Origin of the sequence: Microbacterium foliorum, assembly GCF_003367705.1 — a bacterium.
GTDB lineage: Bacteria > Actinomycetota > Actinomycetes > Actinomycetales > Microbacteriaceae > Microbacterium > Microbacterium foliorum.
Genome location: NZ_CP031425.1, coordinates 745,500 through 769,226, shown reverse-complemented (window position 1 = coordinate 769,226; position 23,727 = coordinate 745,500). Strand labels below are relative to the sequence as shown.

The 23,727-nt window shown below is 70.0% G+C and carries 22 protein-coding genes and 1 tRNA gene; 9 read left to right on the top strand and 14 right to left on the bottom strand.

The window, feature by feature from the left end:
- Positions 1-3: 3 nt before the first annotated feature.
- Positions 4-699, bottom strand: a complete 696-nt coding sequence (locus DXT68_RS03460) for a response regulator (protein ID WP_244918556.1) — start codon at positions 697-699, stop codon at positions 4-6.
- A gap of 161 nt (positions 700-860) precedes the next feature.
- Between DXT68_RS03460 and DXT68_RS03455 the strand changes: the two genes are divergently transcribed.
- Entirely contained in the window at positions 861-2,042 is a 1,182-nt protein-coding gene (locus tag DXT68_RS03455) for a sensor histidine kinase (RefSeq protein ID WP_045254785.1), read from the top strand.
- Between the two features lie 133 nt (positions 2,043-2,175).
- On the opposite strand, the gene DXT68_RS17205 is transcribed toward DXT68_RS03455, so the two are convergent.
- The 3 genes from DXT68_RS17205 to DXT68_RS03440 all read right to left on the bottom strand — a co-directional run bounded on the left by DXT68_RS17205 (position 2,176) and on the right by DXT68_RS03440 (position 4,314).
- Positions 2,176-2,577, bottom strand: a complete 402-nt coding sequence (locus DXT68_RS17205; RefSeq protein ID WP_045254786.1) for a DUF3253 domain-containing protein — start codon at positions 2,575-2,577, stop codon at positions 2,176-2,178.
- Positions 2,578-2,800: 223 nt separating this feature from the next.
- Positions 2,801-3,634, bottom strand: coding sequence for a class I SAM-dependent methyltransferase (locus DXT68_RS03445; protein WP_244268207.1), 834 nt, complete (start codon positions 3,632-3,634; stop codon positions 2,801-2,803).
- Between the two features lie 119 nt (positions 3,635-3,753).
- A complete protein-coding gene (locus DXT68_RS03440) occupies positions 3,754-4,314 on the bottom strand; it encodes a hypothetical protein (protein WP_115760447.1) in 561 nt (186 codons plus the stop codon).
- A gap of 418 nt (positions 4,315-4,732) precedes the next feature.
- Here DXT68_RS03440 and DXT68_RS03435 point away from each other — a divergent pair, with 418 nt between their 5' ends.
- The 3 genes from DXT68_RS03435 to hrpB all read left to right on the top strand — a co-directional run bounded on the left by DXT68_RS03435 (position 4,733) and on the right by hrpB (position 9,825).
- Positions 4,733-5,161 carry a MarR family winged helix-turn-helix transcriptional regulator gene (locus tag DXT68_RS03435; protein ID WP_045254788.1) on the top strand — a complete coding sequence of 143 codons (429 nt, stop codon included), beginning with the start codon at positions 4,733-4,735 and terminating at the stop codon, positions 5,159-5,161.
- Between the two features lie 239 nt (positions 5,162-5,400).
- On the top strand, positions 5,401-7,011 hold the full coding sequence (locus tag DXT68_RS03430; RefSeq protein WP_045254789.1) for an SPFH domain-containing protein: 1,611 nt from the start codon (positions 5,401-5,403) through the stop codon (positions 7,009-7,011).
- A gap of 267 nt (positions 7,012-7,278) precedes the next feature.
- The gene (gene hrpB / locus DXT68_RS03425; protein ID WP_045254790.1) at positions 7,279-9,825 is read left to right on the top strand and encodes an ATP-dependent helicase HrpB; all 2,547 of its coding nucleotides are present in this window, start codon (positions 7,279-7,281) and stop codon (positions 9,823-9,825) included.
- A gap of 44 nt (positions 9,826-9,869) precedes the next feature.
- Here hrpB and DXT68_RS03420 read toward each other — a convergent pair whose 3' ends face one another.
- Positions 9,870-10,625 carry an AAA family ATPase gene (locus tag DXT68_RS03420; protein ID WP_082068980.1) on the bottom strand — a complete coding sequence of 252 codons (756 nt, stop codon included), beginning with the start codon at positions 10,623-10,625 and terminating at the stop codon, positions 9,870-9,872.
- A 64-nt stretch (positions 10,626-10,689) separates the two neighbouring features.
- Positions 10,690-12,189, bottom strand: a complete 1,500-nt coding sequence (locus DXT68_RS03415) for an L-serine ammonia-lyase, iron-sulfur-dependent, subunit alpha (RefSeq protein WP_045254791.1) — start codon at positions 12,187-12,189, stop codon at positions 10,690-10,692.
- Positions 12,190-12,305: 116 nt separating this feature from the next.
- Between DXT68_RS03415 and DXT68_RS03410 the strand changes: the two genes are divergently transcribed.
- Positions 12,306-12,638 carry a hypothetical protein gene (locus tag DXT68_RS03410; protein WP_045254970.1) on the top strand — a complete coding sequence of 111 codons (333 nt, stop codon included), beginning with the start codon at positions 12,306-12,308 and terminating at the stop codon, positions 12,636-12,638.
- Positions 12,639-12,715: 77 nt separating this feature from the next.
- Here the strand turns inward: DXT68_RS03410 and DXT68_RS03405 are convergent, their stop codons facing one another.
- The gene (locus DXT68_RS03405) at positions 12,716-14,446 is read right to left on the bottom strand and encodes an L-aspartate oxidase (protein WP_045254792.1); all 1,731 of its coding nucleotides are present in this window, start codon (positions 14,444-14,446) and stop codon (positions 12,716-12,718) included.
- 71 nt (positions 14,447-14,517) lie between these two features.
- Between DXT68_RS03405 and DXT68_RS03400 the strand changes: the two genes are divergently transcribed.
- Entirely contained in the window at positions 14,518-15,450 is a 933-nt protein-coding gene (locus DXT68_RS03400; protein ID WP_045254793.1) for a LysR family transcriptional regulator, read from the top strand.
- A 15-nt stretch (positions 15,451-15,465) separates the two neighbouring features.
- Here the strand turns inward: DXT68_RS03400 and DXT68_RS03395 are convergent, their stop codons facing one another.
- Genes DXT68_RS03395 through DXT68_RS03385 form a run of 3 tightly spaced genes read right to left on the bottom strand, consistent with a single transcriptional unit; the run spans position 15,466 to position 18,636 of the window.
- Positions 15,466-17,007: a tripartite tricarboxylate transporter permease gene (locus DXT68_RS03395; RefSeq protein ID WP_045254794.1), complete on the bottom strand. Its 1,542-nt coding sequence runs from the start codon at positions 17,005-17,007 to the stop codon at positions 15,466-15,468.
- A gap of 1 nt (position 17,008) precedes the next feature.
- Complete coding sequence (locus DXT68_RS03390; RefSeq protein WP_045254795.1) at positions 17,009-17,641, bottom strand: tripartite tricarboxylate transporter TctB family protein; 633 nt, start codon at positions 17,639-17,641, stop codon at positions 17,009-17,011.
- A complete protein-coding gene (locus DXT68_RS03385) occupies positions 17,641-18,636 on the bottom strand; it encodes a tripartite tricarboxylate transporter substrate binding protein (protein WP_052677814.1) in 996 nt (331 codons plus the stop codon). The genes DXT68_RS03390 and DXT68_RS03385 overlap by 1 nt, the downstream gene beginning before the upstream one ends.
- A gap of 151 nt (positions 18,637-18,787) precedes the next feature.
- Here DXT68_RS03385 and DXT68_RS03380 point away from each other — a divergent pair, with 151 nt between their 5' ends.
- Together DXT68_RS03380 and DXT68_RS03375 are read left to right on the top strand one after the other, a co-directional pair.
- Complete coding sequence (locus tag DXT68_RS03380) at positions 18,788-20,056, top strand: ATP-binding protein (RefSeq protein ID WP_082068982.1); 1,269 nt, start codon at positions 18,788-18,790, stop codon at positions 20,054-20,056.
- The gene (locus DXT68_RS03375) at positions 20,053-20,793 is read left to right on the top strand and encodes a response regulator (protein ID WP_045254796.1); all 741 of its coding nucleotides are present in this window, start codon (positions 20,053-20,055) and stop codon (positions 20,791-20,793) included. The genes DXT68_RS03380 and DXT68_RS03375 overlap by 4 nt, the downstream gene beginning before the upstream one ends.
- 89 nt (positions 20,794-20,882) lie before the next feature.
- On the opposite strand, the gene DXT68_RS03370 is transcribed toward DXT68_RS03375, so the two are convergent.
- Together DXT68_RS03370 and DXT68_RS03365 are read right to left on the bottom strand one after the other, a co-directional pair.
- Positions 20,883-20,955 (bottom strand) — tRNA-Arg (locus DXT68_RS03370).
- A gap of 65 nt (positions 20,956-21,020) precedes the next feature.
- Entirely contained in the window at positions 21,021-21,602 is a 582-nt protein-coding gene (locus tag DXT68_RS03365; RefSeq protein WP_082069001.1) for an asparagine synthase, read from the bottom strand.
- 125 nt (positions 21,603-21,727) lie between these two features.
- Between DXT68_RS03365 and DXT68_RS03360 the strand changes: the two genes are divergently transcribed.
- Entirely contained in the window at positions 21,728-22,567 is an 840-nt protein-coding gene (locus tag DXT68_RS03360; RefSeq protein WP_045254798.1) for an SDR family NAD(P)-dependent oxidoreductase, read from the top strand.
- 6 nt (positions 22,568-22,573) lie between these two features.
- On the opposite strand, the gene DXT68_RS03355 is transcribed toward DXT68_RS03360, so the two are convergent.
- Positions 22,574-23,437 (bottom strand): hypothetical protein, encoded by an 864-nt coding sequence (locus DXT68_RS03355; protein ID WP_045254799.1) that lies wholly within the window; start codon positions 23,435-23,437, stop codon positions 22,574-22,576.
- 10 nt (positions 23,438-23,447) lie between these two features.
- The gene (locus DXT68_RS03350) at positions 23,448-23,693 is read right to left on the bottom strand and encodes a hypothetical protein (RefSeq protein WP_045254800.1); all 246 of its coding nucleotides are present in this window, start codon (positions 23,691-23,693) and stop codon (positions 23,448-23,450) included.
- Positions 23,694-23,727 lie beyond the last annotated feature (34 nt).

The window sequence follows — 23,727 nt, the reverse complement described above, 5'->3', positions numbered from 1 at the left end:
TCGTCAGACGTCGATGAGACCGGCCCGCACCGCGAAGATCAGAACCTGCAGCCGGTCGCGTGCGTTCCACTTGCGCATGACGGTGCTGAGGCACGCCTTGACGGTGCCCTCCGAGACGTTCAGCCTGGCGCCGATCTCAGGGTTCGATCGGCCATGCGCCAGTTCTTTCACGATCGCCAGTTCGCGTCCGGTGAGCTCCATCCCCGGGGAGAACCGGGCGATGGGCTCGGACGCGTTGGAGAGCACCGCGCCGATCAGACGCTTCGTCACGGCGGGCGACACGATCGTCATGCCCGCGTGTACCTGTCTGACCCCCGCGATGACGTCCTCCGGCTCGGAATCCTTCAGCAGGTACCCCGACGCTCCGGCACGAAGCATCGGCAGAACGGCGTCGTAGGAGCCGAGTGCGGTGACCGCGAGGATGCGCATCTGCGGGTGCTCGGCGAGGATCCGCTCGGTCGCGATCACCCCGTCCATGTTCGGCATGTGAACGTCCATGATGATGACGTCAGGACGGTGCATCATCGCCAGGTCGACGGCTTCCACCCCGTCCTTCGCCGTGGCGACGACCACGACGTCGGCCACACCGGCGAAGAAGAGACTCAGAGCACGGCGAACGAGAGCGTCGTCATCGACGACCATGACCCGGATCGGCTCCATGCTGACAAACTTACTCATTCGAACAAGACGCTCTTCCATCTTCTGGCCAGAAGTGCAGATCGTGATCCTCCACTTTCGACCAAGATGTCAGAAGGTCCGAAAAAAGGAGATCACCATGTTCCGCATCCTCATCCCCGCCGCATACGCAGATGGCGTGTGGGAGGACATCTGCCGCATCCTGCAGTTCTGCAGCTGAGCGAGTGAGCGATCCGGCGCGCCGTCGCCTGCTCGGACTCCTGCGCGGTGATGCGTCGGAGCGGGTTCCCGCGACCGGCGACACCGGGTTCGCGGATTTCATACCTCTCGTACCCGCGGCGAGGGTCGTGCTCCTCGTCGCAGCAGTCGTCGGGTGCATCGCCACTCTTGTCTCCGGCGCGAGCTCAGGGTTCCCGCTGACGGCAGCGCTGCAGTTCGGGGTCACGGCGGCTTTCGCCCTGTTCGCTGTCAACCCGATCGCTGCGGCCGCGGCGATCGCTGCAGCCATGTGCCTCTCCTTCCCCCTCGACATCGAGAGGCCGATGCTGCTGGCGGTGATCGTCGCCGTCGGATTCGTCTCCCGCATCGGATCGCGCACGCTTCTCCTCGCTTACGGGGGTTTCGTCGTCGTCGCCATCGCAGGGATCGTCTGGATGGACGGCAGCTCGATCCCGGCGATGAGCGTGCTGCTGTACGTGGTCTTCGCGGTGATCGCAGGGTCCCTCGGTCTCCTGATGCGTGCAGGAGCCACGCGCGAGCAGCGCCTGGCGGTTCAGCTCATCGCCGAGGAGCGGAGATCCGCAGACATCGTCAGGGACGAGCGCGCGCGGATCGCCGCTGACCTGCACGACGTGATCGCGCGCGATCTGGTCGTGATCGTCATGCACGCCAGGGCCCTCGATCAGCTCGACCGGCCCGCACTGACGCAGGCCCAGGCCGAGATACTGAGCGCGGCCAAGAGCGCGCTGTCCGACATCCGAGTGATCGTCGCGGCGGTCGACCCCGTTCCGCTGACATCCGGAGTGGAGGCACCGGCGCTGGCCGAGGAGATCGCCCAGGCGCACCATCTCCTCGATGCCCCGGGACGCACGCTCCGAGTCGGAGGTGCGATCCCGGAACTTCCCAAGCACATCGACGGGGCCCTCGGTCGGATCCTCCGCGAGGCCGTGCTGAACGCCTCGAAGCATGGAGCACCCGGCGAGACGACGCTGGAGGTGCAGTCCAGCGACGGCGAGGTGCGCCTCGAGCTGCGCAACCCGATTCACCCCGAGGGCACGGACGTCTCCTTCGCGCTCGGAGGCCACGGGATCACACGCATGCGAGAGCACGCGCAGATGCTCGGCGGCGACGTCGAGACATCGTGTGATCACGACGTGTGGACGACGAGCGCACGACTCCCGCTCTGAGGTGGTCGTGAGCCGTCTACATCAGGACGGAGGCCGCGCGGCCTTCGCCGCCCCGACCGCCCACACGAAGTCGGGAACCCGGTCGCTCACGGCATGATCGCCGACCCCGAACCACGCACGTGGCCAGCGCCCCTCAGGATCCCGCCGTCCGCCGCCGAATCCGCATCGGACCCTTCGCCCACGACGGGTCAACGACCCGCCCGTCGTGAACGATGTCGACAGCCCGCACGGCCACCAATCGGCGAGCGGCACGGCGGGCGGGCTCCTCCAGGGCGCGCCAGCCATCGCCGCCGACGGCACGTGCCGCGTCGGACGTACTGATCGTCTCCTTCGCGGAGCGTTGCGCGAGAAGAGCGAGGATCGTCGCCTCGAGCGCGCGATCCGTCGGCGTGACCTTGCGCGAGCGGCACGCGGCCGAGCAGTACTTCACCTCGGCCCAGACGGCGGACCACGATGCCCGCCACTGCATCTCGCGACCACACGACGCACAGACCTTCGTCTCGACCTGCGGACGCGGGTCACGCTGCCTGCTCACAGCGCGAGACCCGGTGACTGTGTGCGCACGATACTCAGCGTAAACCGGCGCCGCGCGGCATTTGAACCCAGCCCATTCGATCGAGGCCAGACGTGCGCCAATCACGACTGAGCTCCGGGCCGCGCTCACCGAGTTCAAGTTGCCCGGGGCGAGTTCGCCATTGGTCGGCCTCTGCCACGAGGTTGCCGGGAGAACGCGGGATTCGGGAAGGGCCCGGGCGACGCTACAGCGTGGTCGCGTAGATGCGGAACCTGCGCTGAGTGACGGTGATCGGAGCTGCAGCCTGCAGGTCGGAGAGACGCCGAGCATGCGATCGCACGGCGAACCCCGGTGCGTCCCACGGCACGAGGCCGATGTAGGTGACGAGCGCGACAGCATCCCTGAATCGCATCGTCCCTTCCCAGTGGTCGACCTGGTCGATCCGCATCCCTGCGTCCCGAAGGGCCTCTGCCTGCGCGTCCACCGTGACGTCGGAGTGGAGGTATTCACCCCCGAACCACTCATGGATCTCGGGGGCGTCGAAGCCGTCGACCTGCTGCGTCAGGAACCTGCCGCCCGAGACCAGCACCCGTGCGACCTCGGCCGGGTCGTACGACTCGTGACGGGACATCACCACGTCCTGACTCCGGTCGGGAAGGTCGAGGGGATCGCCGGCCTCAGAGTCGTACTGCAGCACCCCCACGTCACGGGGCGTGAGGCGTGCTCGCGCTTCGGGAACGTTGGGCGACCATCCCTCGGTCGCTGTGACCTGGGGCGGTCGGGACGACCCTTGTGCCAGTGAGTCCAGCAGCGCGGACAACCGCTCGCCGCCTCCGGTCCCCAGGTCCACGGCTCCGACGCGCGAGTCGCGCAGCGCGTGCAGACAGTCCGCCTCGAAGTCCCACCAGGGGCTGTCCGAGACCAGCGCGCCGTCCAGCCGCGAGAAGTCCCATCCGACCATCTGCGCGTCAGCGTGCACCGCTTCGAGTCGCGCGAGAAGATCCACGTCGATTCCTTCGAGGTCGCTGCCGAGATCGCCACGCATCGTGGGGTCCTCGGTCTGCTCGTCCGCCGTCACGCTGCGAGTCTGACATACCGACTCGATCCCGCTCGCAGCTCGCGCGGCGTGAGCGCGTTGCCCCAGCTGGCGTGCATGTCTGGCGTCGAGCACGCCCTGGCCCCGGGGCACGCCCGCTCTCATCGTGAGGTCATCGGCAAGACCGACAGTGCGACCACCACTCCACTTGCGATGAGGATCGCGGGCGCGAGATAGAAGGTGAGCAAGATCGACCACCAGGGACCCCGCACGACCCATCGGGAGAACGCGCGAAGGCCGCGACCGAGCCTGGGGAACTCGCCGCCGTGCAGCCACCGTCGATAGCACCAGTCGACTGCCGCGAGCCTCCGTCGGGCGCCCAGGCGCACGAGGTCCAGCGCCACCCAGAGCCAGAAGCCATAGGCGACCACGCCGACGAGACCGACGAACATCGACCAGAGGTCGTTCAGCAGCTCGACGCTGCCGCTCCGGGTCGCATAGAAGTCGCTTCCGGTGGCGATGATCGTCGTCAGCAGAATCCCGCCGAAGAATCCGAGAAACGCCACTGTTGTCCGCGCAAGGCCGACGATGTGCCGTCCCAGCACAGACGTCTCGGCGAGCGGTCGCGGCGGTCGCAGCACGGCAGCGACACAGGCATGGACGAGAACGACGGCGAGAGAGACGATCGCGATGACAAGGGCGAGACCCAGCGCAACGTGCAACCCCAGATCCGCGGGTTCGCCGGCCGATGCGAGGCGGGATACATCCCCCACTGTCACATCGGCCCCGTCATGACGTTGCCTCGGGCATGCGTTCCTCCTTATTCAGCCGAACCGCGTGATCGACCTCATCGTTCGCGAACTTGGCATTGCCGCGATCGTACCGGTGACTAGGACAGAACAGCCGAGGCGGCGGTCGCGCATCTCGTGACCCGCACGATCGTGTCCGACTGTCCCGATCCCGAACTTTCCGTGACCAAACCGTTGCATTCGTTATCTCGCCGTTATAGAGTGATCGCACGGTGAATGTTTGCTGTGGCATACACCGCATGTGATTGCAGGACACTCTTGGTGCAAGGGACAAGGGCCGGTCGGGAGCCTCTCCGACCGGCCCTTTACTGTTGCCAGTAATCTGGTCTCCATGACCGATCGCAAGCTCGCCGTCCAGGCGTGGGAGAGCCTGTTCCGTGCGCAGCACGAGCTGTTCACCGAGATGAACGCCGACTTCGATCACTCCGGTCTCGGGCAGGCCGAGTACGACGTGCTCCTCACAGTCACACGCTCGCCCCGCAAGTCCGCCCGGCTGCGCGACGTCACCTCGAACATGTTGATCAGCCAGCCCAGCGTCTCGCGCCTCGTCGACCGCATGGTCGCGCGCGGGCTCGTCGAGAAGTGCCCCGATCCCGACGACGGACGTGGTTCGCTGATCCGCGCGACGGATGCCGGAGTCCGAGCCTTCCGCCAGATCGCCACCGTGCACGGCCGCTCCATCGCCGACCGCATGTCGCGGCTCGACGACGACGAGCTGAGGGCCCTGCGCGACCTCGCCGAGAAGCTCCGCGGGCGCTGACCTCTCATCGGGGAGGTTCGTCCCTTGGACAGCTCTCCCCGTCAGGCGGAGTTCTCCCCGTCAGGCGGCGAGATCACGCAGAGGGGTCCTCCCGCCGGGGAGTTCTCCTCCCACACCGGAGGGAGGCTGTGCTCTCGGCGACGCCTGGAACCGTTTTCTGGCAGGGTGGACCGTAACCGCCCGCGCGACCGCGCGGGCGACACGGACCGCCCCCTCGGGGGGAACCAGGGAGGTCATCCATGGAGATCGCCGGAGCAGTCGGCATCCTCGTCATCGTCGGCATCGCCGTCGTCGCCGCCGTCGTCATCCTGCTGATCCTGCTGCTGTTCGCACGCAGCTGGATCAAGGTCGCCCGAGCCGACGAGGCCCTCGTCATCTCGGGACGCAAGCAGAAGGTGGCACGCGCTGTCATCGGAGCGGACGGCTCGACCAGAGACGAGATGTCGGAATCGCCCGTCACCGTCATCGTCAACGGCAAGTCGCTCGTCAACCCGATCACGCAGCGCCACGAGATCATCTCGCTGCGTTCGCGGCAGGTCTCCCTGAACGCCGAGGCGCAGTCGCTCGACAGCGTCACGCTCAACGTCGACGGCGTCGCGATCGTGAAGATCGGCTCCGACCCCATCCTCGTCCGCCGGGCCGCCGAGCGATTCGCCTCGCAGGACAAGGCCATCGAGCAGTTCACCACCGAACAGCTCGAGGGTGCGCTGCGTGGCATCGTCGCCACGCTCTCGGTCGTCGAGCTCATGCGCGAGCGCAAGAAGTTCTCTGACCAGATCGCCGCCGACGTCTCGCAGGAGCTCGCCGAGCAGGGACTGATCCTCGACTCGTTCCAGATCAAGGGCATCACTGACAAGGTCGGCTACATCCAGTCCCTCGGTGCCCCCGAGATCCAGGCGAAGCGCCAGTCCGCGGAGATCTCGCAGACCAACGCCGACCGTGCGATCAACCAGAAGAACATCGCCAACCAGGAAGCCAACCTGGTCGAGCAGACCGCTCTCGACACCAACACCGCCAACGCGAACGCCGGCATCGGCCGTGCGCGCGCCGAGGCCGAGCAGGCCGAGAACCTCGCCCGCGAGCAGGCTCAGCAGGCCGTTCTGCAGCAGCAGGCCGAGAACCGTCAGGCTCAGCTCGACGCCGACGTCAAGCGCGTCGCCGACGCGCAGCGGTATGAGGCCGAGACCCGCGCACAGGCCGAGCTCTACACGCGTGAGCGCGCGGCCGAGGCCGGTGCGATCGAGCAGGTCAAGCAGGCCGAGGCCCGCACCCGCATCGCCGAGCAGCAGGCTCAGGCCGACAAGGCCAAGGCCGACGGTGAGGCGGCAGCCGCGATCGCTCGCGCGACCGGTGAAGCCGATGCGCTGCGCGCCCAGGCAGAGGCCGAGTCCGAGGCACGTCGCCTGCGGGCCAACGCCGAAGCCGACGCGATCCGCGCCGAGGGTGAGGCACGAGCCGCAGCCGTCGAGGCCGAGGCGAAGGCCATCGCGTCGAACCAGGACGCCTTCCTGTCGCAGCGCGTGCTGGACGTGCTGCCGTCGATCATGGCCGAGTTCTCGAAGGGCTACGCCGCGATCGGCAACGTGTCGATCATCGGCGGCTCGAGCGAAGACGGGGCATCGAACCTTGTGGGCGCCGACAGCGCGCGGGCTCTGAAGTCGGTGTTCGACAGCGTCAGCTCGGCGACCGGGCTCGACCTCGCGTCGATCATCCAGGGCCAGGCCGTCGGTCGCGGCATCGGCGAGGGAGTCGCGGCAGCGTCCGCACCGTCGGCGGCTTCTGCACCGACGCGGCGCTCCGCACCGACCACCCCACCGCCCCCGGCACCGCCGGCTCCCGCAGCGGAGTAAGCGACAGCACAGCAACCAGCAGCACAGCGGATGCCGCGGCCGATTCGGCCGCGGCATCCGTCGTGTGCGGGCAGCCTGCCGCACACGATTCAGCATGAACGCCGCGCACCGGGCACTATCGGGTGCGATCCGCCGAGTTCAGTGACGCCCATGCTGAATCGTGCACGCGGTTCCCGACCGCCCGCTCGACGCCCGCTCGACGCCCGCTCGACCGCCCACCCCTCTGGCCCGCACCCGGACGGGGAGCGGACCGGGCAGACTGGGACCATGACCGCCTTCGACCTCGATGCCATCGGCGCGGGGCTCTCGTTCGCGGCTGCTCTCGACGAGCTGTCGGCGGTACTCGACACCCGCACCGCGGTGGTGGTGAGCGCTCCTCCCGGAACGGGCAAGACCACGCTCGTGCCGCCGCTGCTGGCATCGCGATCGCCCGGCCGGGTGATCGTCACCCAGCCTCGACGGGTCGCTGCCCGCGCCGCCGCACGGAGGCTGGCCCACCTCGACGGCACACCGCTGGGCACACGGGTGGGATTCACGGTGCGCGGCGAGCGCTCGGCAGGACCCGCGACCCGGATCGAATTCGTCACCGCGGGAGTGCTGCTGCGGCGGATGCTCGACGACCCCGGGCTCGACGGAGTCGATGCCGTGATCCTCGACGAGGTGCACGAGCGTGCGCTCGAGACGGATCTGCTGATCGGCCTGCTCTCCGAGGTGCGCGAGCTGAGGGACGACCTCGTGGTCGTCGCGATGTCGGCGACCCTCGACGCCGCCCGCATCTCAGACGCTCTCGGCACAGAGGCCCTACCCGCCCCGGTGGTCGACCACGAGGTCCCCGCATTCCCGCTCACCGAGCGGTGGGAGCCGAGCCCCACGCCGCGACTCGACGAGCGCGGGGTCACCCGAGGTTTTCTCGATCACATCGCCCGCACGACGGCGGATGCCACCCGTGAGCTGACCCGCACCGACCCGGCGGCGGACGTGCTGGTGTTCGCGCCGGGTGTGCGCGAGGTCTCGGAGATCGCCCGGCGCCTGCGCGACACGGTGCCCGACGTCGATGTCCGCGAACTGCATGGACGCATCCCCTCGGCGGAGCAGGATGCCGTCATCCGCGGCCGCCGCGCGGGTGCGACTCCGCGCGTCATCGTCACCACGTCGCTCGCCGAGTCGTCGCTCACGGTCCCGGGCGTGCGACTCGTCGTCGACAGCTGCCTGTCGCGGCATCCGCAGCGCGACGCCTCCCGGGGGATGACGGGTCTCGTCACCACGGCGGCATCGCGGTCGTCCTGCGTGCAACGGGCAGGCCGTGCGACGCGACAGGGCCCCGGCACGGTCATCCGCTGCGTCGATGAACGCACCTACGCTGCCGCACCTGTCCGCCCGGTCGCCGAGATCGCCGTGTCCGACCTCGCCGACGCCGCACTGCTGCTCGCGTGCTGGGGTGCGCCCGGTGGCGCGGGACTGCGGATGATCGAGCCGCTGCCCGCTGCCTCGCTCACCGACGCGCTCTCCGTGCTGCGCGGACTCGGAGCGATCGATGACCAGGGTCACGCCACCGCAGACGGTCGTGCCCTGGCGCGCATCCCGGCGGATCCCCGCCTCGCCCGCGCCCTGCGTGACGGCAGCCCGATCGTCGGCGCGCGGCTGACCGCCGAGGTCGTCGCGCTGCTGGGAGGCGATGTGCGCGTCGCCGAGGCCGACGCCGCGCAGGCGCTCGTCACCCTGCGCGGCGGCCGCACGCCGGATGCCCGGCGCTGGCGCAGCGATGCGGATCGGCTCGAGCGACTCGTCGCCCCCGCACCGGGGGTCCGGTCTGACCTCGACGGCGTCGGCCTCGTGATCGCCCTCGCCTTTCCCGACCGGATCGCGCAGCGCGTCGACCGCACCGCCGAGGGCGCGACCTTCCTGCTGGCGTCGGGCACCCGTGCCGGGGTGCAGGGCCCGCTCGCCGCGGTGGAGTGGCTCGCGGTCGCCGATGTGGCACGGGCGTCGGGTCGGGCCGCGGCCGGGTCGGGCGCCGTCATCCGCTCTGCGGCGGCGCTGTCGGAGGGGCAGCTCGAGCGGGCCGCCGGTCACCTGATGACCGACCGCGTCGAGGCGGAGTTCACCGGTGGGCGCGTGCAGGCACGCCGGGAACGCCGGGTCGGCGCGATCCTTCGGTCTTCGGCTCCGGTGCGCGCATCGGCCGAGGAGGGGCGGGATGCCGTGCGCCGGGCGCTTCGGCGAGACGGTCTCGGTCTGTTCACCTGGACCGGCGGCGCCGATGCGCTGCGACGTCGACTGGGGCTGCTGCACCGAGAGCTCGGCCTTCCCTGGCCCGAGGTGTCGGATGCCGGGCTGCTCGACGCCCTCGACACCTGGCTGGCACCCGAGCTCGACGCCCTGGCCGCCGGGACCTCCGTCGCTCGGCTCGATCTGACCTCCGCGCTCCGGCGCCTGCTGCCCTGGCCCGAGGCGTCCCGCCTCGACGAGCTCGCCCCCGAGCGGCTCGAGGTGCCCAGCGGCTCGCGCATCCGCATCGACTACCCGGAGCTCGGAGATCCGACGGCTCGGCCCGTCGTGGCGGTGAAGCTGCAGGAGTGCTTCGGCTGGGCGCAGACCCCGCGGCTGGTCGACGGACGGACCCCCGTGCTGTTCCACCTGCTCTCCCCCGCCGGACACCCGCTCGCGGTCACCGACGATCTCGCCTCGTTCTGGTCGGGTCCCTATTCACAGGTGCGCGCGGAGATGCGCGGGCGCTACCCCAAGCATCCGTGGCCCGAGGATCCCTGGGCCGCCACCCCGACCAGGCACACCAAGAAACGCGCCGCCGGCTGAGCGGCGACCGTCGCCGCGACCACCACCGCCCGCCGTCCGCGCCCTCAGTCCAGCAGATGTCGCAGGTACCGAGGCGGGTCCTGCAGGAACGAGCGCCAGTGGCCGACCAGCTCGAGATCGCTCCATCGCGCGGGCCGGATGCCCCAGTCGCCGACCTCGAGGATGCGCGCACCGGGCAGCGCAGCGAGCACCGGCGAGTGCGTGGCGCACAGCACCTGCCCGCCCTCGTCGACGATCCGCTGCAGCACCGCGATGAGCGCGAGCGTCGACTGGAACGAGAGCGCGGCCTCGGGCTCGTCGAGGCAGTAGAAGCCGGGTTCATCGAAACGGCTCTGCAGGACCGCGAGGAAGGACTCGCCGTGGCTCATCTCGTGGAACGGCACATCGGCACCGCTCGTCGACGGGTTCTCTTCGAGGTACGTGTAGAACGAGTGCATCGTCTCGGCCCGGAGGAAGAAACCCCAGCGGTTCGCGCCGACGCCGCGCTGGATCCGCAGCCATTCCGACAGGGGCGACTCGGTCGGGCGGGTGCTGTGTGCGGCGTTGCGCGACCCGCCCTCGGGGGACAATCCGTAGGCGATCGCGACGCCCTCGACGATGGTGGATTTGCCGCTGCCGTTCTCGCCGACGAGGAATGTCACCCCCGGCGAGAGATCGAGACCCTCGCGGAGCACCTGGGCGACCGCGGGGATGCTCGTGGGCCAGACCTCTCCCGGCTCGGGTGCGTCGTCATTCGCGCTGACGGAGACGACGGGCTGCTCGCGCCGACGACGACTGCCCGGCATCCAGATCGACTCCATGCTCCCGAGGCTACGCGCGACCGCCGGCATCGCCTCCTTCAGGTGGCGGTCACCTCCAGGCCCCTCAGCATTCGATGACGTTGACCGCGAGTCCGCCCTCGCTGGTCTCCTTGTACTTCGTCGACATGTCGATGCCCGTCTGGCGCATGGTCTCGACCACCGCATCCAGCGAGACGTAGTGGCTGCCGTCGCCCCGGAGCGCGAGGCGAGCAGCGGTGACGGCGGTCGACGCCGCGATCGCGTTCCGCTCGATGCACGGGATCTGCACGAGCCCGCCGATCGGGTCGCAGGTGAGTCCGAGATGGTGCTCCATGGCGATCTCGGCCGCGTTCTCGATCTGCCGGTTCGTTCCGCCCATCACGGCGGTGAGGCCACCGGCTGCCATCGCGCAGGCCGATCCGACCTCCGCCTGGCATCCGCCCTCGGCCCCCGAGATCGACGCGTTGGCCTTGAACAGCGAACCCAGGGCGGTGGCGGTGAGCAGGAACCGGCGGATGCCGCGGCGGCGGTTCGCCTCGGCGACCGCATCGTCACCCTCGGTGTCCGCCTGGGCGGCGTCGATCGCGCGCGAGCCGTCGAAGCCGAGCAGTGCACTGCCCACCAGCTCTCCGTACGGAGTGACCGCGTTGCCGGCTCCGAGCCCCGAATCGGCGAGGAACCGCCACCAGTACATCGCCACGGCCGGAAGGATGCCGGCGGCGCCGTTCGTCGGTGCCGTGACGACGCGCCCGCCCGCCGCGTTCTCCTCGTTGACGGCGAGCGCGAACGCGCCGAGCCACTCCCCCGGCAGCTCGCGGTGCCCGTCGGACTCGGCCTCTTCGAGCTGGGCGCGAATCACTCCCGCACGCCGCTTGACCTTCAGGATGCCGGGAAGCACCCCGTCGGAGTGCAGACCGGCGTCGACGCAGGCGGCCATCGCGTCCCAGATCGCGTCGAGCCCGGCGGCCACGTCCTCCTCGCTGCGCTCAGCGGTCTCATTGAGACGCGCGATCTCGGCGATCGACAGCCCGTGCTCATCGCAGAGCGCGAGCAGTGACGCCGCATCCGGGTAGGAATACGGCAGCGGCGCGGGAGCGAGCTTCGCCTCCTCTCCGCCACGGCGGATGAATCCGCCCCCGACGGAGTAGTACGTCTCCTCCGCCACGACGGCGCCGTCGGCCGACCACGCCGTCATCGTCATCGCGTTCGGATGCCCGGGGAGTCGCGTGCGCGGGGCGAACACGATGTCGCCCTTCGCGAAAGGCACCTCGTGGTCGCCGTCGAGCGCGAGCATCCCCCCTTCGGGAAAATCGGTCCACGCCGAGCGGACCGCGGCGGGATCGCAGGTCTCGGGCGAGAGGCCGCGGAGGCCCGCGACGACGGCATCCGGGGTCCCGTGCCCGATCCCGGTCGCGCCGAGCGAGCCGAACAGCGTGCACCCGACCCGGGCGACGCGGTCGAGGGATCCCTCGGCGCGCAGCCGCTGCGCGAAGTCGAGCGCGGCTCGCATGGGCCCCACCGTGTGGGAGCTCGACGGCCCCACACCGATGGAGAAGAGGTCGAAGGCCGAGACGTACGCTGTCACCCTTCCAGCGTACGTCGGCACGACACGCTCCGAGGCCCCCGCGTGTCGTCAAGCCCCTTCCCGCGGCGCGACCGAGAGGTGATGCTGATCATGCACTCGATGCGAAAGGGATGATCATGACGAACAGCACACCCGACCAGGACCCGACCGCGGACCTCGCCCCGGAAGCGCAGGCACCCACCCCGACATCGTCGTCGGGCGAGGGCGAATTCGTGGAGACGGGCCAGAGCGCGGACACCGCTGACACCGCCGACACTCCCGATGAGGCGGAATCCCCCGAGGATGCCGACCCCGCGGAGGTTCCCGACGACGCCGAGCTCGAGGAGCCGAGCACCGAGAAGGACCCCGGCGAGGAGCCGAAGGCCCCGACGCGCAGCGACCCCGAGCCCGACCATGAGGCGGTCGGGATCGGGGTCATCGACGGTCCGGAGACCGACGAGGGCGACTGAGCGACTCCTACCTCGCTCCGCCACCCGGCCGCTCCCGTCGCGATGCACCCTGCGACGGGAGCGAGTTCGGACGCGGCCTACTCGACGAGCTTGCCTTCGGTGTCGACCTCGCGCATGAGCTCGGCGATCTCTGCGGGGATCCCGGGGATCGGCTCGTGCGTGACCCCGCCGGTCGGAGACCAGACCAGGTTCACCTGCAGCGTGGGGTCGGTGTCCGGGTAGTCGCTGCGGTTGTGGCATCCTCGCGTCTCGCGACGCTCGAGTGCCGCCTCGATCGTGGCGCGGGCGGCGAGCGCCGACGCCTTGAGGTCGAAGGCGTGCGCGAGATCCTGGAAGCCTGCGATGTCGGGGTGGATGCCGATGTCCTCCATCCGTCCCTCGATCATGTCGAGGTCGGCGAGCCCGGCGCGCAGCCCCTCCTCAGAGCGCACGACGCCGGCGTGCTGGGTCATCGTGTTGCGGATCGCGCGCTGCAGCGCCCGCACGTTCTCGCGGCCGTCGGCCGCAAGAAGATCATCGATCTCGGCGCGAGCCCTGGCCACGGCCTCGGGCGATCGGCGCTGCGCGTCGAGGCCGGCCGCATGCGCCATGGCTGCCTGGCCGACGATGCGCCCGTAGACGAGCAGCTCGATGAGTGAGTTGCCGCCCAGACGGTTGGCGCCGTGCAGCCCGCTCGACGCCTCACCGATCGCGTAGAGCCCGTCGACGTCGGTCTGGTGATCCTCCGGCCGCACCCACACGCCGCCCATCGAGTAGTGCGCGGTGGGGGCGATCTCGATCGGCTCGGTGGTGATGTCGAGCATCTGCAGCTCCATCATCGTCTGGTAGACGCGGGGCAGGCGGGTCATGATCGTCTCGCGCGGCAGATGCGACACGTCGAGCCACACGCCGCCGTTCTCGGTGCCGCGGCCCTCGGCGATCTCGGTGTACGCGGCGAGCGCGACGCGGTCTCGGGTCGAGAGTTCCATGCGCTCCGGGTCGTACTTCGACATGAACCGCTCGCCGAGGGCATTGCGCAGGATGCCGCCCTCACCTCGGGCCGCCTCCGAGATGAGGGTGCCCGCCGCGTTCTCGGGCTCGATGATGCCCGAGGGGTGGAACTGCACGAGCTCGGGGTCGCGCAGGCGGGCGCCCGCGTCGACGGCGAGGCGGAACGAGTCGCCGGTGTTCTCGTCGCGGCGCGACGAGGTGCGACGCCAGATGCGGTTGTGGCCGCCCGCGGCGAGGATCACGGCATCCGCATGGATGAGGTAGCGCGTGCCGTCGGACTGATCGAAGCCGTAGGCGCCGAACACGACGTTGTCGCGTACGAGCAGGCGGGTGATGTAGACGTGGTCGAGGATGGGGACCTCGAGCTGCTCGGCCTTGGCCACGAGGGTGCGCTGGATCTCGAGGCCTGTGTAGTCGCCGGCGAAGGCCGTGCGGCGGAAGGTGTGGGCGCCGAAGAACCGCTGCGAGATGCGGCCATCGTCTTCGCGGGCGAAGTCCATGCCCCAGCGCTCGAGATCACGGATGCCGCGTTCGGCGCCCTGCGTCACGATCTCGACCGTGTGCGGGTTGGCGAGCAGGTAGCTCTCCTTGATGGTGTCGGCGGCGTGCTGCTGCCAGCTGTCGGCCTCGTCCATGGTGCCGAGGGCGGCGTTGATGCCGCCGGCGGCGAGAGAGGTGTGCGCATCCTGCCGCGGACGCTTGCCGACCGCGAGCACGTCGACACCGTGCTCGGCGATCTCTATCGCCGCCCGGAGCCCCGAGCCTCCCGTGCCGATGACGAGGACCGTCGTGGAGATCTGCCGTTCGCGTGCGCTCATGGACACCACGCTAGTTACGCCCTCTCATGCCGTCCAATGCATAGTCCTGCTGGTATCGATAGACTGAAAGCATGAACCTCGAGCAGCTCCGCGGGTTCGTCGAGGTCGCCCGCCTCGGCCACTTCACGCGTGCATCCGAGTACCTGCACCTCGCCCAGCCCTCGCTGAGCAGGCAGATCTCGACCCTCGAACGCGAACTGGGTGCCGAGCTCTTCCACCGCGCGCGCGGCCACATCGCGCTCACCGCCGCCGGCGAAGCGCTGCTCCCCCGCGCTCAGCGGATGCTCGCCGAAGCGGAGGCCATCCGCGACGAGATGGGCGAGCTCGCCGGGCTCCGACGCGGACGCGTGCGCCTCGGCGCTCCCCCGACCCTGTGCATCAGCCTCGTCGCCGAGGCCATCAGCGCGTTCCATGCGGCCCACCCCGGTGTCGACCTGCACCTGGACGAGAGCGGGTCACGGCTTCTCGTCGATCAGCTCGCGGTCGGCGCCGTCGACATCGCGCTGATCACCGAGTCGACGGGCCCACCCCCGTCGGGATTCAGCCTGACGCGCATGCCGCTGCTCACCGAGGAGTTGGTCGTGGTCTCCGCGGCATCCCAGCCTCCGGTCGCGATCACCCCCGCGATCGGCCTCGAGCACCTCGCCACGCTTCCACTGATCGCCCTCGACGAGACCTACGAGCTGCGCGCGACCACCGACGCGGCCTTCCGCTCTGCGGGCATCACCCCGACGCACGTGCTCGAGGGGGCGGAGATGGATGCCGTGCTCCGCTTCGTCGAACGAGGAGTGGGCGTCGCCGTCGTGCCCGCGATGGTGCTGTTCGACCAGCCGGCGTTGCGCTCGGTGCGACTGACGCACCCGATGATGCGGCGCACCGTGAGCCTCGCGCACCGCGCGGACGTCACCCCCGCGGTCGCCGTCGCCGCGATGCGCGATGTGATCCTCACCACCGCCGCCGACTACGCGCGACGAGACCCCGCGATCACCAGCCTGCTCGACTGAGCGCGCCGACCGGCGTCACGCCTCGACCGGCTCCTTCGCCTCGGTCCTCGCCTCGGCCTTCGCCTGGGCTCGCGCCACGATGCGCCCGCGGATCGCGACCAGGAGGACGACGCCCAGGATCACGTACAGCGTGATCGAGATCGGCCCCTGGACGAGCACCGAGAAGTCGCCGTTCGCGCTCATCGCGGCATCGCGCAGGCTGGTCTCGGCGAGCGGCCCGAGCACCATTCCGATGATCAGCGGGGCGAGCGGGTAGTCGAGAGCCCGCATCAGGAAGCCGAGCAGACCGATGCCGAGCAGCATGAGCAGGTCGAATGCCGAACCGCTCGTCGCGTAGATCCCCAGTGCGCAGAAGAGGGTGATCCCCGCGTACAGGTACGGGCGCGGGATGAGCAGCAGCTTAGCCCAGAGCATCGCGAACGGGAGGTTGAGGATCAGCAGCACCACCATCGCGATGAAGAAGCTCGCGAGCAGCGCCCAGACGAGCTCCGGAGCGCGCTCGAACAGCAGGGGTCCTGGCTGCAGCCCGTACTGACGGAAGGCGGCGAGCATGATCGCGGCAGTCGCCGAGATCGGCAGGCCGAGTGCGAGCAGCGCGCCCATGGCCATGCTCGTGGTCGAGTTGCCGGCTGCCTCGGGGGCGGCAAGGCCGCGGATCGCCCCGGTGCCGAACTTCGGGCGCGACCGGCGCGCGTCGAGTCGCTTCTCGAGTCCGTAGGCGAGGAAGGTCGGGATCTCGGAGCCGCCCGCGGGAACGACGCCGAACGGAAGACCGATCGCGGTGCCTCTGAGCCACGCCGGAGCAGCCTCCGCGAACTCGCGGCGCGTGAGCCAGGGCCGCCCCGACGGCTTGATGAGAGCCTTGTCCTTCATGTGCCGCTCGAGGCAGGCGACGTAGATCACCTCGCCCAGTGCGAGGATCGCCACCGTCACCGTGACCAGCGAGACGCCGTCGAAGAGGTTCGGAGACCCCATCGTGAAGCGAGGCGCGCCCGAGACGCCGTCGACGCCGATCACGGCGATGCCGAGACCGATGAACAGAGAGGTCAGTCCCTTCACGACGTTGTCGGTGACCACCGACGACGTCGCGACGAAGGCGAAGACGGCGAGCGCGAAGAACTCCGCCGGTCCGAACCGGCTCGAGAAGTCGGCCAGCGCCGGGGCGAGGAAGACCACGACGATGGAGCCGACGAAACCGCCGATGAACGCGCCGATCGCCGCAGTGGCGAGGGCCTGTGCCGCTCGCCCGTTGCGGGCCATCTTGTGGCCTTCGATCGTCGACGCGATCGCCGACGCCTGCCCGGGGGTGTTCATGAGGATGCCCATGGTGGAATCACCGAAGAGGCCGCCGAAGTAGACGCCGGCGAACATGATGAACGCGGCCGTCGGCTCGAGCGAGAAGGTCACGGGCAGCAGCAGGGCCACCGCCATCGACGAGCCGAGGCCGGGCATCACGCCGACCGCGGTGCCGAGCAGGCATCCGATCAGCACCCAGACGAGGTTCTGCCAGGTCAGTGCGCCGGCGAATCCCTCCGCGAGAAGCTGCAGAACATCCATGTCAGAACCCCCAGCCGAGGATGCCCGAGGGCAGCGACATGCCGAGCGCCATGTCGAACGCGATGTACGAGAGCGAGCTGACGGTCAGACCGACCACGAGACCGAACAGCCAGCGGGTGGAGCCGAAGCCGCGCGCGATGCACCAGAAGAGGAGCCCTGCGGCGATGATCCAGCCGAGGATGTTCAACACGAGCGAGAACACGAGGAACGAGCCCACGACCCAGGCGAGGGACCTGCCGTCGACGCGGACCGTACGCGGCTCGGCCGGCACCTCGGGAGTGGACGCGGATGCCGGGGACACGGGTGTCGTCACTGCCGGCTCCGACGAGACGGATGCCGCGGACACGGTGTCGACCACCGCACGATGCTCCCGCACCGCCCCGACGGAGAGGACTGCGGCGAACAGGTAGAGACCGGCCATGATCAGCATTGGGAAGAACTGCGGGCCGGGGAACGCGGACCCCTCGGGGACCTTCATCGTGATGATGCCCACGAGCAGATAGGTGGCGAACGCGACGAGCACGACCGGCATCGTCAGGTTCTTCAGCAGCACGGCCGCCCGCCCGGGGCCGGCGCCGAATGCGAGCCGCTGCCCGACGACCGCCGACACCGCCGTCGGATTGCTCGATGACATCACAGCCCCATCTCCTCGTACAACTGCTCGATCCGGGTGTGCTCGTCTGCGAGGAACGCGTCGAGTTCCTCGCCCATGATGACCCGCTCCGTCCAGCGGTAGCGGTCGATCGCGTCGCGCCACTCCGGCGTCGCGACCGAGTCCGCGATGAGCTCGCGCAGGTCGTCGACCTGATCGTCTTGCAGCCCCGCGGGCGCGGCGAGCATTCGCCAGTTCGTGAGCGAGACGTCGTACCCCTGCTCGGCGGCCGTCGGGATGTCGATGCCGTCGACCGGCTCCTCTGCGACGAGGGCGAGGACGCGCAGTCGGCCCGACTCGATCTGATCGATGTTGTCGGGGTAGCCACCCGCCGCGGCCTGAGCCGTGCCGTTGAGGAGGGCCTGGATCGCCTCCCCTCCACCGTCCGACGAGATGTACGTCGTGTCGAGCGGGGCGATGCCCGCGCTGAGCGCGAGGTCTGTCACCACGAGCTGGTCGAACGAGCCGCCACCCGTCCACGGCACGCTCTTCGGATCCGCCTTCCAGGCGGCGACGAGATCGTCGAGCGTCTCGTGCGGCGAGTCCGCCGGCACCACGATGACGTCGTACTCCTCGACGATCACGGCGAGGGGCGTCACGTCGTCGAGCGTCGCCGCGGAGCCGAACTGGATCGTCGCCGCCATGAGACCGGTCCCTCCGACGAGGAGGTTGTTCGGCTGCCCCTCGAGCACCGACACGTTGCCGAGAGCGATCGTGCCGCCGGCACCCGGCATGTTGACGACCTGGACGTTGTTCACGAGCCCGTTCGCCTTCTGCGCCTGCTGGAGCTCGCGCGCCACACCGTCCCAGCCACCGCCGGCCGCGGCCGGGGCGATGATCGTCATCGACGCGTGGATGTCCTGACCGGCTGCGGCGGACGTGATGGAACCGAACGCGGCGATGCCGATCGCCGCGGCGGCGATCGTGCCGCCTATGACCCGCGGCAGAATCCGCGTACCCGATGAACTCGTCGTCATCATTGCCTCCTCGTGCGGACACCGTTGTCGCCGCAAGACGGTTATTAGGATGGCAAGAGACCGAGCGCACGTCGCGTGCGCTCGGCTTTGTGCTCATAAATGCTCATAGGAGAGCGGAGCGCGGCGATCCAGCGACGGAGAGGCGGCCGAGATGAGACGCAGAGACGGTGCACGCGCCGTGCGCCTCGGGATGCTCCTGCTGCCCAGCCTCATCGTGCTGTCCGCTGTCGGGGTGACCGCGGGGGTCGCGATCGCGGCACAGGAACGCAGCATCCGCGCATCGACGGCGGACCGTGTGCGCGAGGTCGCCGCGAGCCTCGCCGTGCTCCCCGAGGTGCAGCGCATGCTGGAGTCCACGGTCGACAGCGGCGACGATGACGACCCCGCCGATGCGGACGACCTCGCCGAGGCGACAGAGCAGCTGCAGCCCCTCGCCGACATCGTCGCGCAGGCCGCCGGGGTGTACTACGTCGTCATCACCGACGACGAGGGGGTGCGGATCACGCATCCACTCCCCTCCGAGCGCGGGGTGCGCGTGTCGACGACGAACGAGTCGGTGCTGGCGGGCGCGGAGTTCCTCGGCACCGAGACGGGCCCGTCCGGTCGATCCCTGCGCGCCAAGGTCCCCGTCTTCGGCGACGGCGACCGGATCATCGGCATGGTGGCCGTCGGCGTGCTGGAGTCGAGCCTCTCCGCGCGTCGCGAGGAGGCCCTCGGCGACATCCTGCCGTGGATCATCGGAGCCCTGGTCGTGGGGACCCTCGCCAGCTCGGCCGTCGGCGCGACGATCGAACGGCGCTTCCGCCGTCTCGACGAGCAGGCCGCCGAGCACGAGCACCTGCGCCGCATCACCACCGCTCTGCAGGAGCAGTCGCACGAGTTCAGCACCCGCCTGCACGTGATCCACGGGCTCGTCTCGCACGGTGACGCCGAGGAGGCGCTGACCTACATCGACGACATCGTCCCCGTACTCGCGTCCGAGCTCCCGGGAACCACGCGGACCCCGGTCATGAGCGTCGCGATCGAGGCCGTGCGCAGGGAGCTCACCGCGCTGGGGACCCACCTCGAGGTCGAGGCGGACGACGACATAGACATCGACGAGGGCGTCCTGCTGGTCGTCGCGAACCTCTGCCGCAACGCGGGCGAGGCCGGCGCGAGGAACGTTCGCTGCACGGTGACGCAGCGCGGCCGCACGCTGATCGGCTCGGTCGAGGACGACGGGCCGGGCATCGACCCCGCCGACGTCGAGCGGGTCTTCGCTCGGGGATTCTCGTCGAAGTCCGCCCGCACGGTCGGCGGTCGCGGCATCGGACTCGATCTCGTGCGGCGCACCGTGATGGCGCGCGGCGGGCTGATCGAGATCGGACGTTCGCCGCTCGGCGGCGCGCGCTTCGATTTCGAGATGGATGACGTGCGATGAACGGGATCCGTGTGCTCGTGGTCGACGACGACCCCGGCGCTCGCGCGCTGCACGGCCGGTTCATCGCCGAGACGCCCGGCTTCGACCTCGTGGGCACGGCGGGCACCGGCGCCGCCGCGCTCGCACAGGCGACCGACGACGTCGACCTGCTGCTGCTCGACATGCGCCTGCCCGACATCAGCGGCGTCGAGGTGCTGCACCGGCTTCGCGCCGTCGACGCCGCGGGCCCCGACGTGCTCGTGATCAGCTCGTCGCGCGACCAGGTCACGGTGCGACAGGCGCTCGCGGCGCACGTCGCCGGGTACCTCATCAAACCCTTCACGCAGGAGGTCCTGCGCCGGAGGCTGGAAGAGTACGCCACGCGGCGCAGCGCCCGCGATGGCGTGGAGCAGGACCGACCTCTCGCACAGGGCGAGGTCGACCGGCTGCTCGCCACCGGAACCATCCGGGTGAGCGACCGGACGGAGGAGCGTCCACCGGCATTCTCGCCCGGCCCGACGGGCGGCCTGCCGAAAGGACTCGCCGACGTCACGCTCGCGCGCGTGATCGCGGCTCTCGACCCGGTCACCTCGCGGTCGGCATCCGAGATCGCCACCGCGTGCGCGCTCTCGCGGGCGACCGCTCGACGCTACCTCGAGCACCTCGTCGCGACGGGTGTGATCGACCTGGCGCACCGGTACGGCAAGCGGGGGCGCCCGCAGGTGCTCTACCGTCTCGCTCCGTCGCCGGACGCGTGAGACCGCCTCCGCGATGCGGGAGGGGAGCACCGTGTCGCCCCGGGAACGCGAAATCCCCGCCGCTCTTGCGACGGGGATCTCACCTGATGTGCGCCCGAAGGGACTCGAACCCCTAACCTTCTGATCCGTAGTCAGATGCTCTATCCATTGAGCTACGGGCGCTCCTGGACCGCTCAGCGGGCCGTAGAACAGCCTACAACAGACGCGGCGCGAAAGCGAAACGAGGGTCAGGCCTCGTCCGCGCCGACCTTCTGCTTCGTCGTGCGCTTGGCCTTCGCGCGCTGCAGCGACGACAGCGCCTGCAGGTCGACCAGGCGCAGAGCCTGCATCCTGGCCTCGCGCATCCGGTCGTAGTCGGGGTCCTGATCGGGCCGCATCCCCTCGACGCGCAGGCGCCGATCGAGGTTGTGGCGCACATCGGCCCAGGCGCCCTCGCGCGCCTCCTCGACGATCACGCGCAGCGCGGCGTCGTCTTCCATCACATCGCGCAGCTTCGCGGCGACACCGTGCGACTGCTTGGCTCGCCGACGCAGGTTGCGCACGTCGCGATCGCGGTAGTCGTGGGTGCCCGACGGATCGGAGTGGCGACCTCTGGCGCGCTTGCGCAGCTGGGTGAGGTTGCGCTCGATCTCCTCCGACTCCTCGGCCATCGCCCGCAGCGCCTCACGGGCATCGGCGACGTATCGGTCGGTGTCGAACACCCCGTTCTCGGCGATCGTGCCGATGAGGATGTGATTCTTCACGGCGAGGCGCGCGGCGGCGGTCGCGATCGCAACGCCTTCGGCGACGGCATCCGCAGTTCTTCCCACCCCGACCTCCTCCATTGAGAATACCCGTATCGCTTCGCCGCGCACTCGGCCAGAATGGATCGGATCACGCCGTCGCTCCTGCCCGGCGCCGAACGTCACCCTCGATCCCTGTCGGGAGGAGTGCAGTGAAGCGTCTCGCCCTCGCCGGGAGCACGACGGTCATCACCGGAGCCGCGAACGGGATGGGCGCGCAGATCGCACGGATCCTCGCCGCCGACGGCGTGCACCTCGCTCTGATCGACCACGACGCCGACGCGCTCGCGACAGTGGTCGCGGCGCTCCCCCCGACCACCGTCACCACCCACGTGGTCGATCTGCGCGACGACGACGCCGTGTTCGCCGCCGCCGCCGACATCTCCGGCGCGCATCCTCGGATCTCCGCCCTGATCACGTGTGCGGGATCGTCGATGCTCGGCACGCTCGACCAGCTCACGATGGAGGAGATGCGCTGGCTCGCCGACGTCAACCTCTGGGGCACCGTGTCGATCACCAAAGCCCTGCTGCCCTCGCTGCGCGCGTCTCCCGCCGCGCACATCACCCACCTCGCGAGCATCTACGCGCTCGCCGCGCCCGCCGGACGCATCCCCTATGCGCTGAGCAAGTACGCGGTGCGAGGCTTCTCGGAGGCGCTGCGGCACGAGCTCGAGGGGACGACGGTGACGGTGGGGGCGGTGTACCCGGCCGGCGTCCGCACCGGCATCATCCTGCACGGTCGCTACGCCGCGGCGATCGATCCTGCCGTGGCCGCCCGGGCGGCGGAGGCGCAGGCGGCGATGTACCACACCGAGCCCGCGGATGCGGCGGCCGCGATCGTCCGGGCGACGGTGCGCCGTCGTGCGCGCACGATGGTGGGCAGAGAGGCCCGACTCGTCGACGTGCTCGTACGGCTCGCTCCCGCCGCCTACTGGCGAGTGATGCGGCGCCCCCTGCGCGACGCGACCGACACGACCACCCCGATCGGCTGACCGAGCTCAGCGCACGGCGCCGACCCAGATCCCCGAGGCCCAGGCCTGCTGATCGCTGTCGCACCCGACCGAGCCCGGATACCCGCGCACCACCGCCATGCAGTTCGCGAGGAACTCGGGGTCGCCGCCGAACATCGACCGGTACGTGTCGGAGGAGGTGAGCGCACCCCACACGCGGAACTGGTAGATGTGCGCGAGCTCGTGCGCCATCGCCCAGTTCAGTCGCTCGCTGCTCCACTGGGCGATGTCCGCGCGGTACTTGATGTACCCGTTGCTGTTCGCGCAGGCGGCAGCCGATCCCCCGGCGCACGAGGCGGACTCATACAGTCCGACCCCGGCTCCGCCCACCGTGTCGAGGGCGGCGCGCACCCGCGCGTAGCCGTCGGGTCCGCTCGACGACCAGGCAGGCCCCCCGGGTGCCGCGTACTGCGCGGCCTCCCAGACCGAGACGTCCTGGCCGACCTTGTCGATCAGGGCATGCACCGTCGCGGTCGCCGCGACGACCACCGCGGGGTCCTTGCGCTCGGCGAGCACGGCCTGCTGAGCGGACTGCACCGCCGCCCGATGCGCCGCGGTGTCGACCTTGCCCTCGGCCGACGTCAGCGCCGTCTGCAGACCCGCCAGCTCGGTCACGAACGCGCCCCGCACATCGAGGACGGCCGCGCGATCGGCGATCTCCCCCTCGGTGATCTCGATCAGTCCGGTGAGGCGGTCGGTGCGCATCTGCGCCGACTGCTCGGACTGCACGAGCGTGCGCAGCTCGTCGATCACGGCGGCACGGTCGGCGTCGAGAGCCACGGCGCGACTCACGACCCCCGCGGCCAGCAGCAGGGTCGCGACCATGGTGACCGAGAAGATGCGCCGGATCATGGCGTGCCCCTCACGGCAGGAACCCGGTGGTGTCGGACAGCAGGGTCTCCTGCGCGGCGAGAGCGGTGCGCAGGCCGGTGAGCTGCTCGGCATATCGATAGTTGGCGTCGCGGGTGGCCTCGAGCGACTGCTCGGCACGCACCACGGCGGCCTTCGCGTCGTCGAGCGCGTCGACCCGCTGCTGATCCGCGACCACGACGAGCACGGTTCCTGCGATGAGCAGCAGACCACCCGCGACGACCGCGACGCCCCTCATATCGCTCCCCAGAAGAAGATGACCATCCGGAACG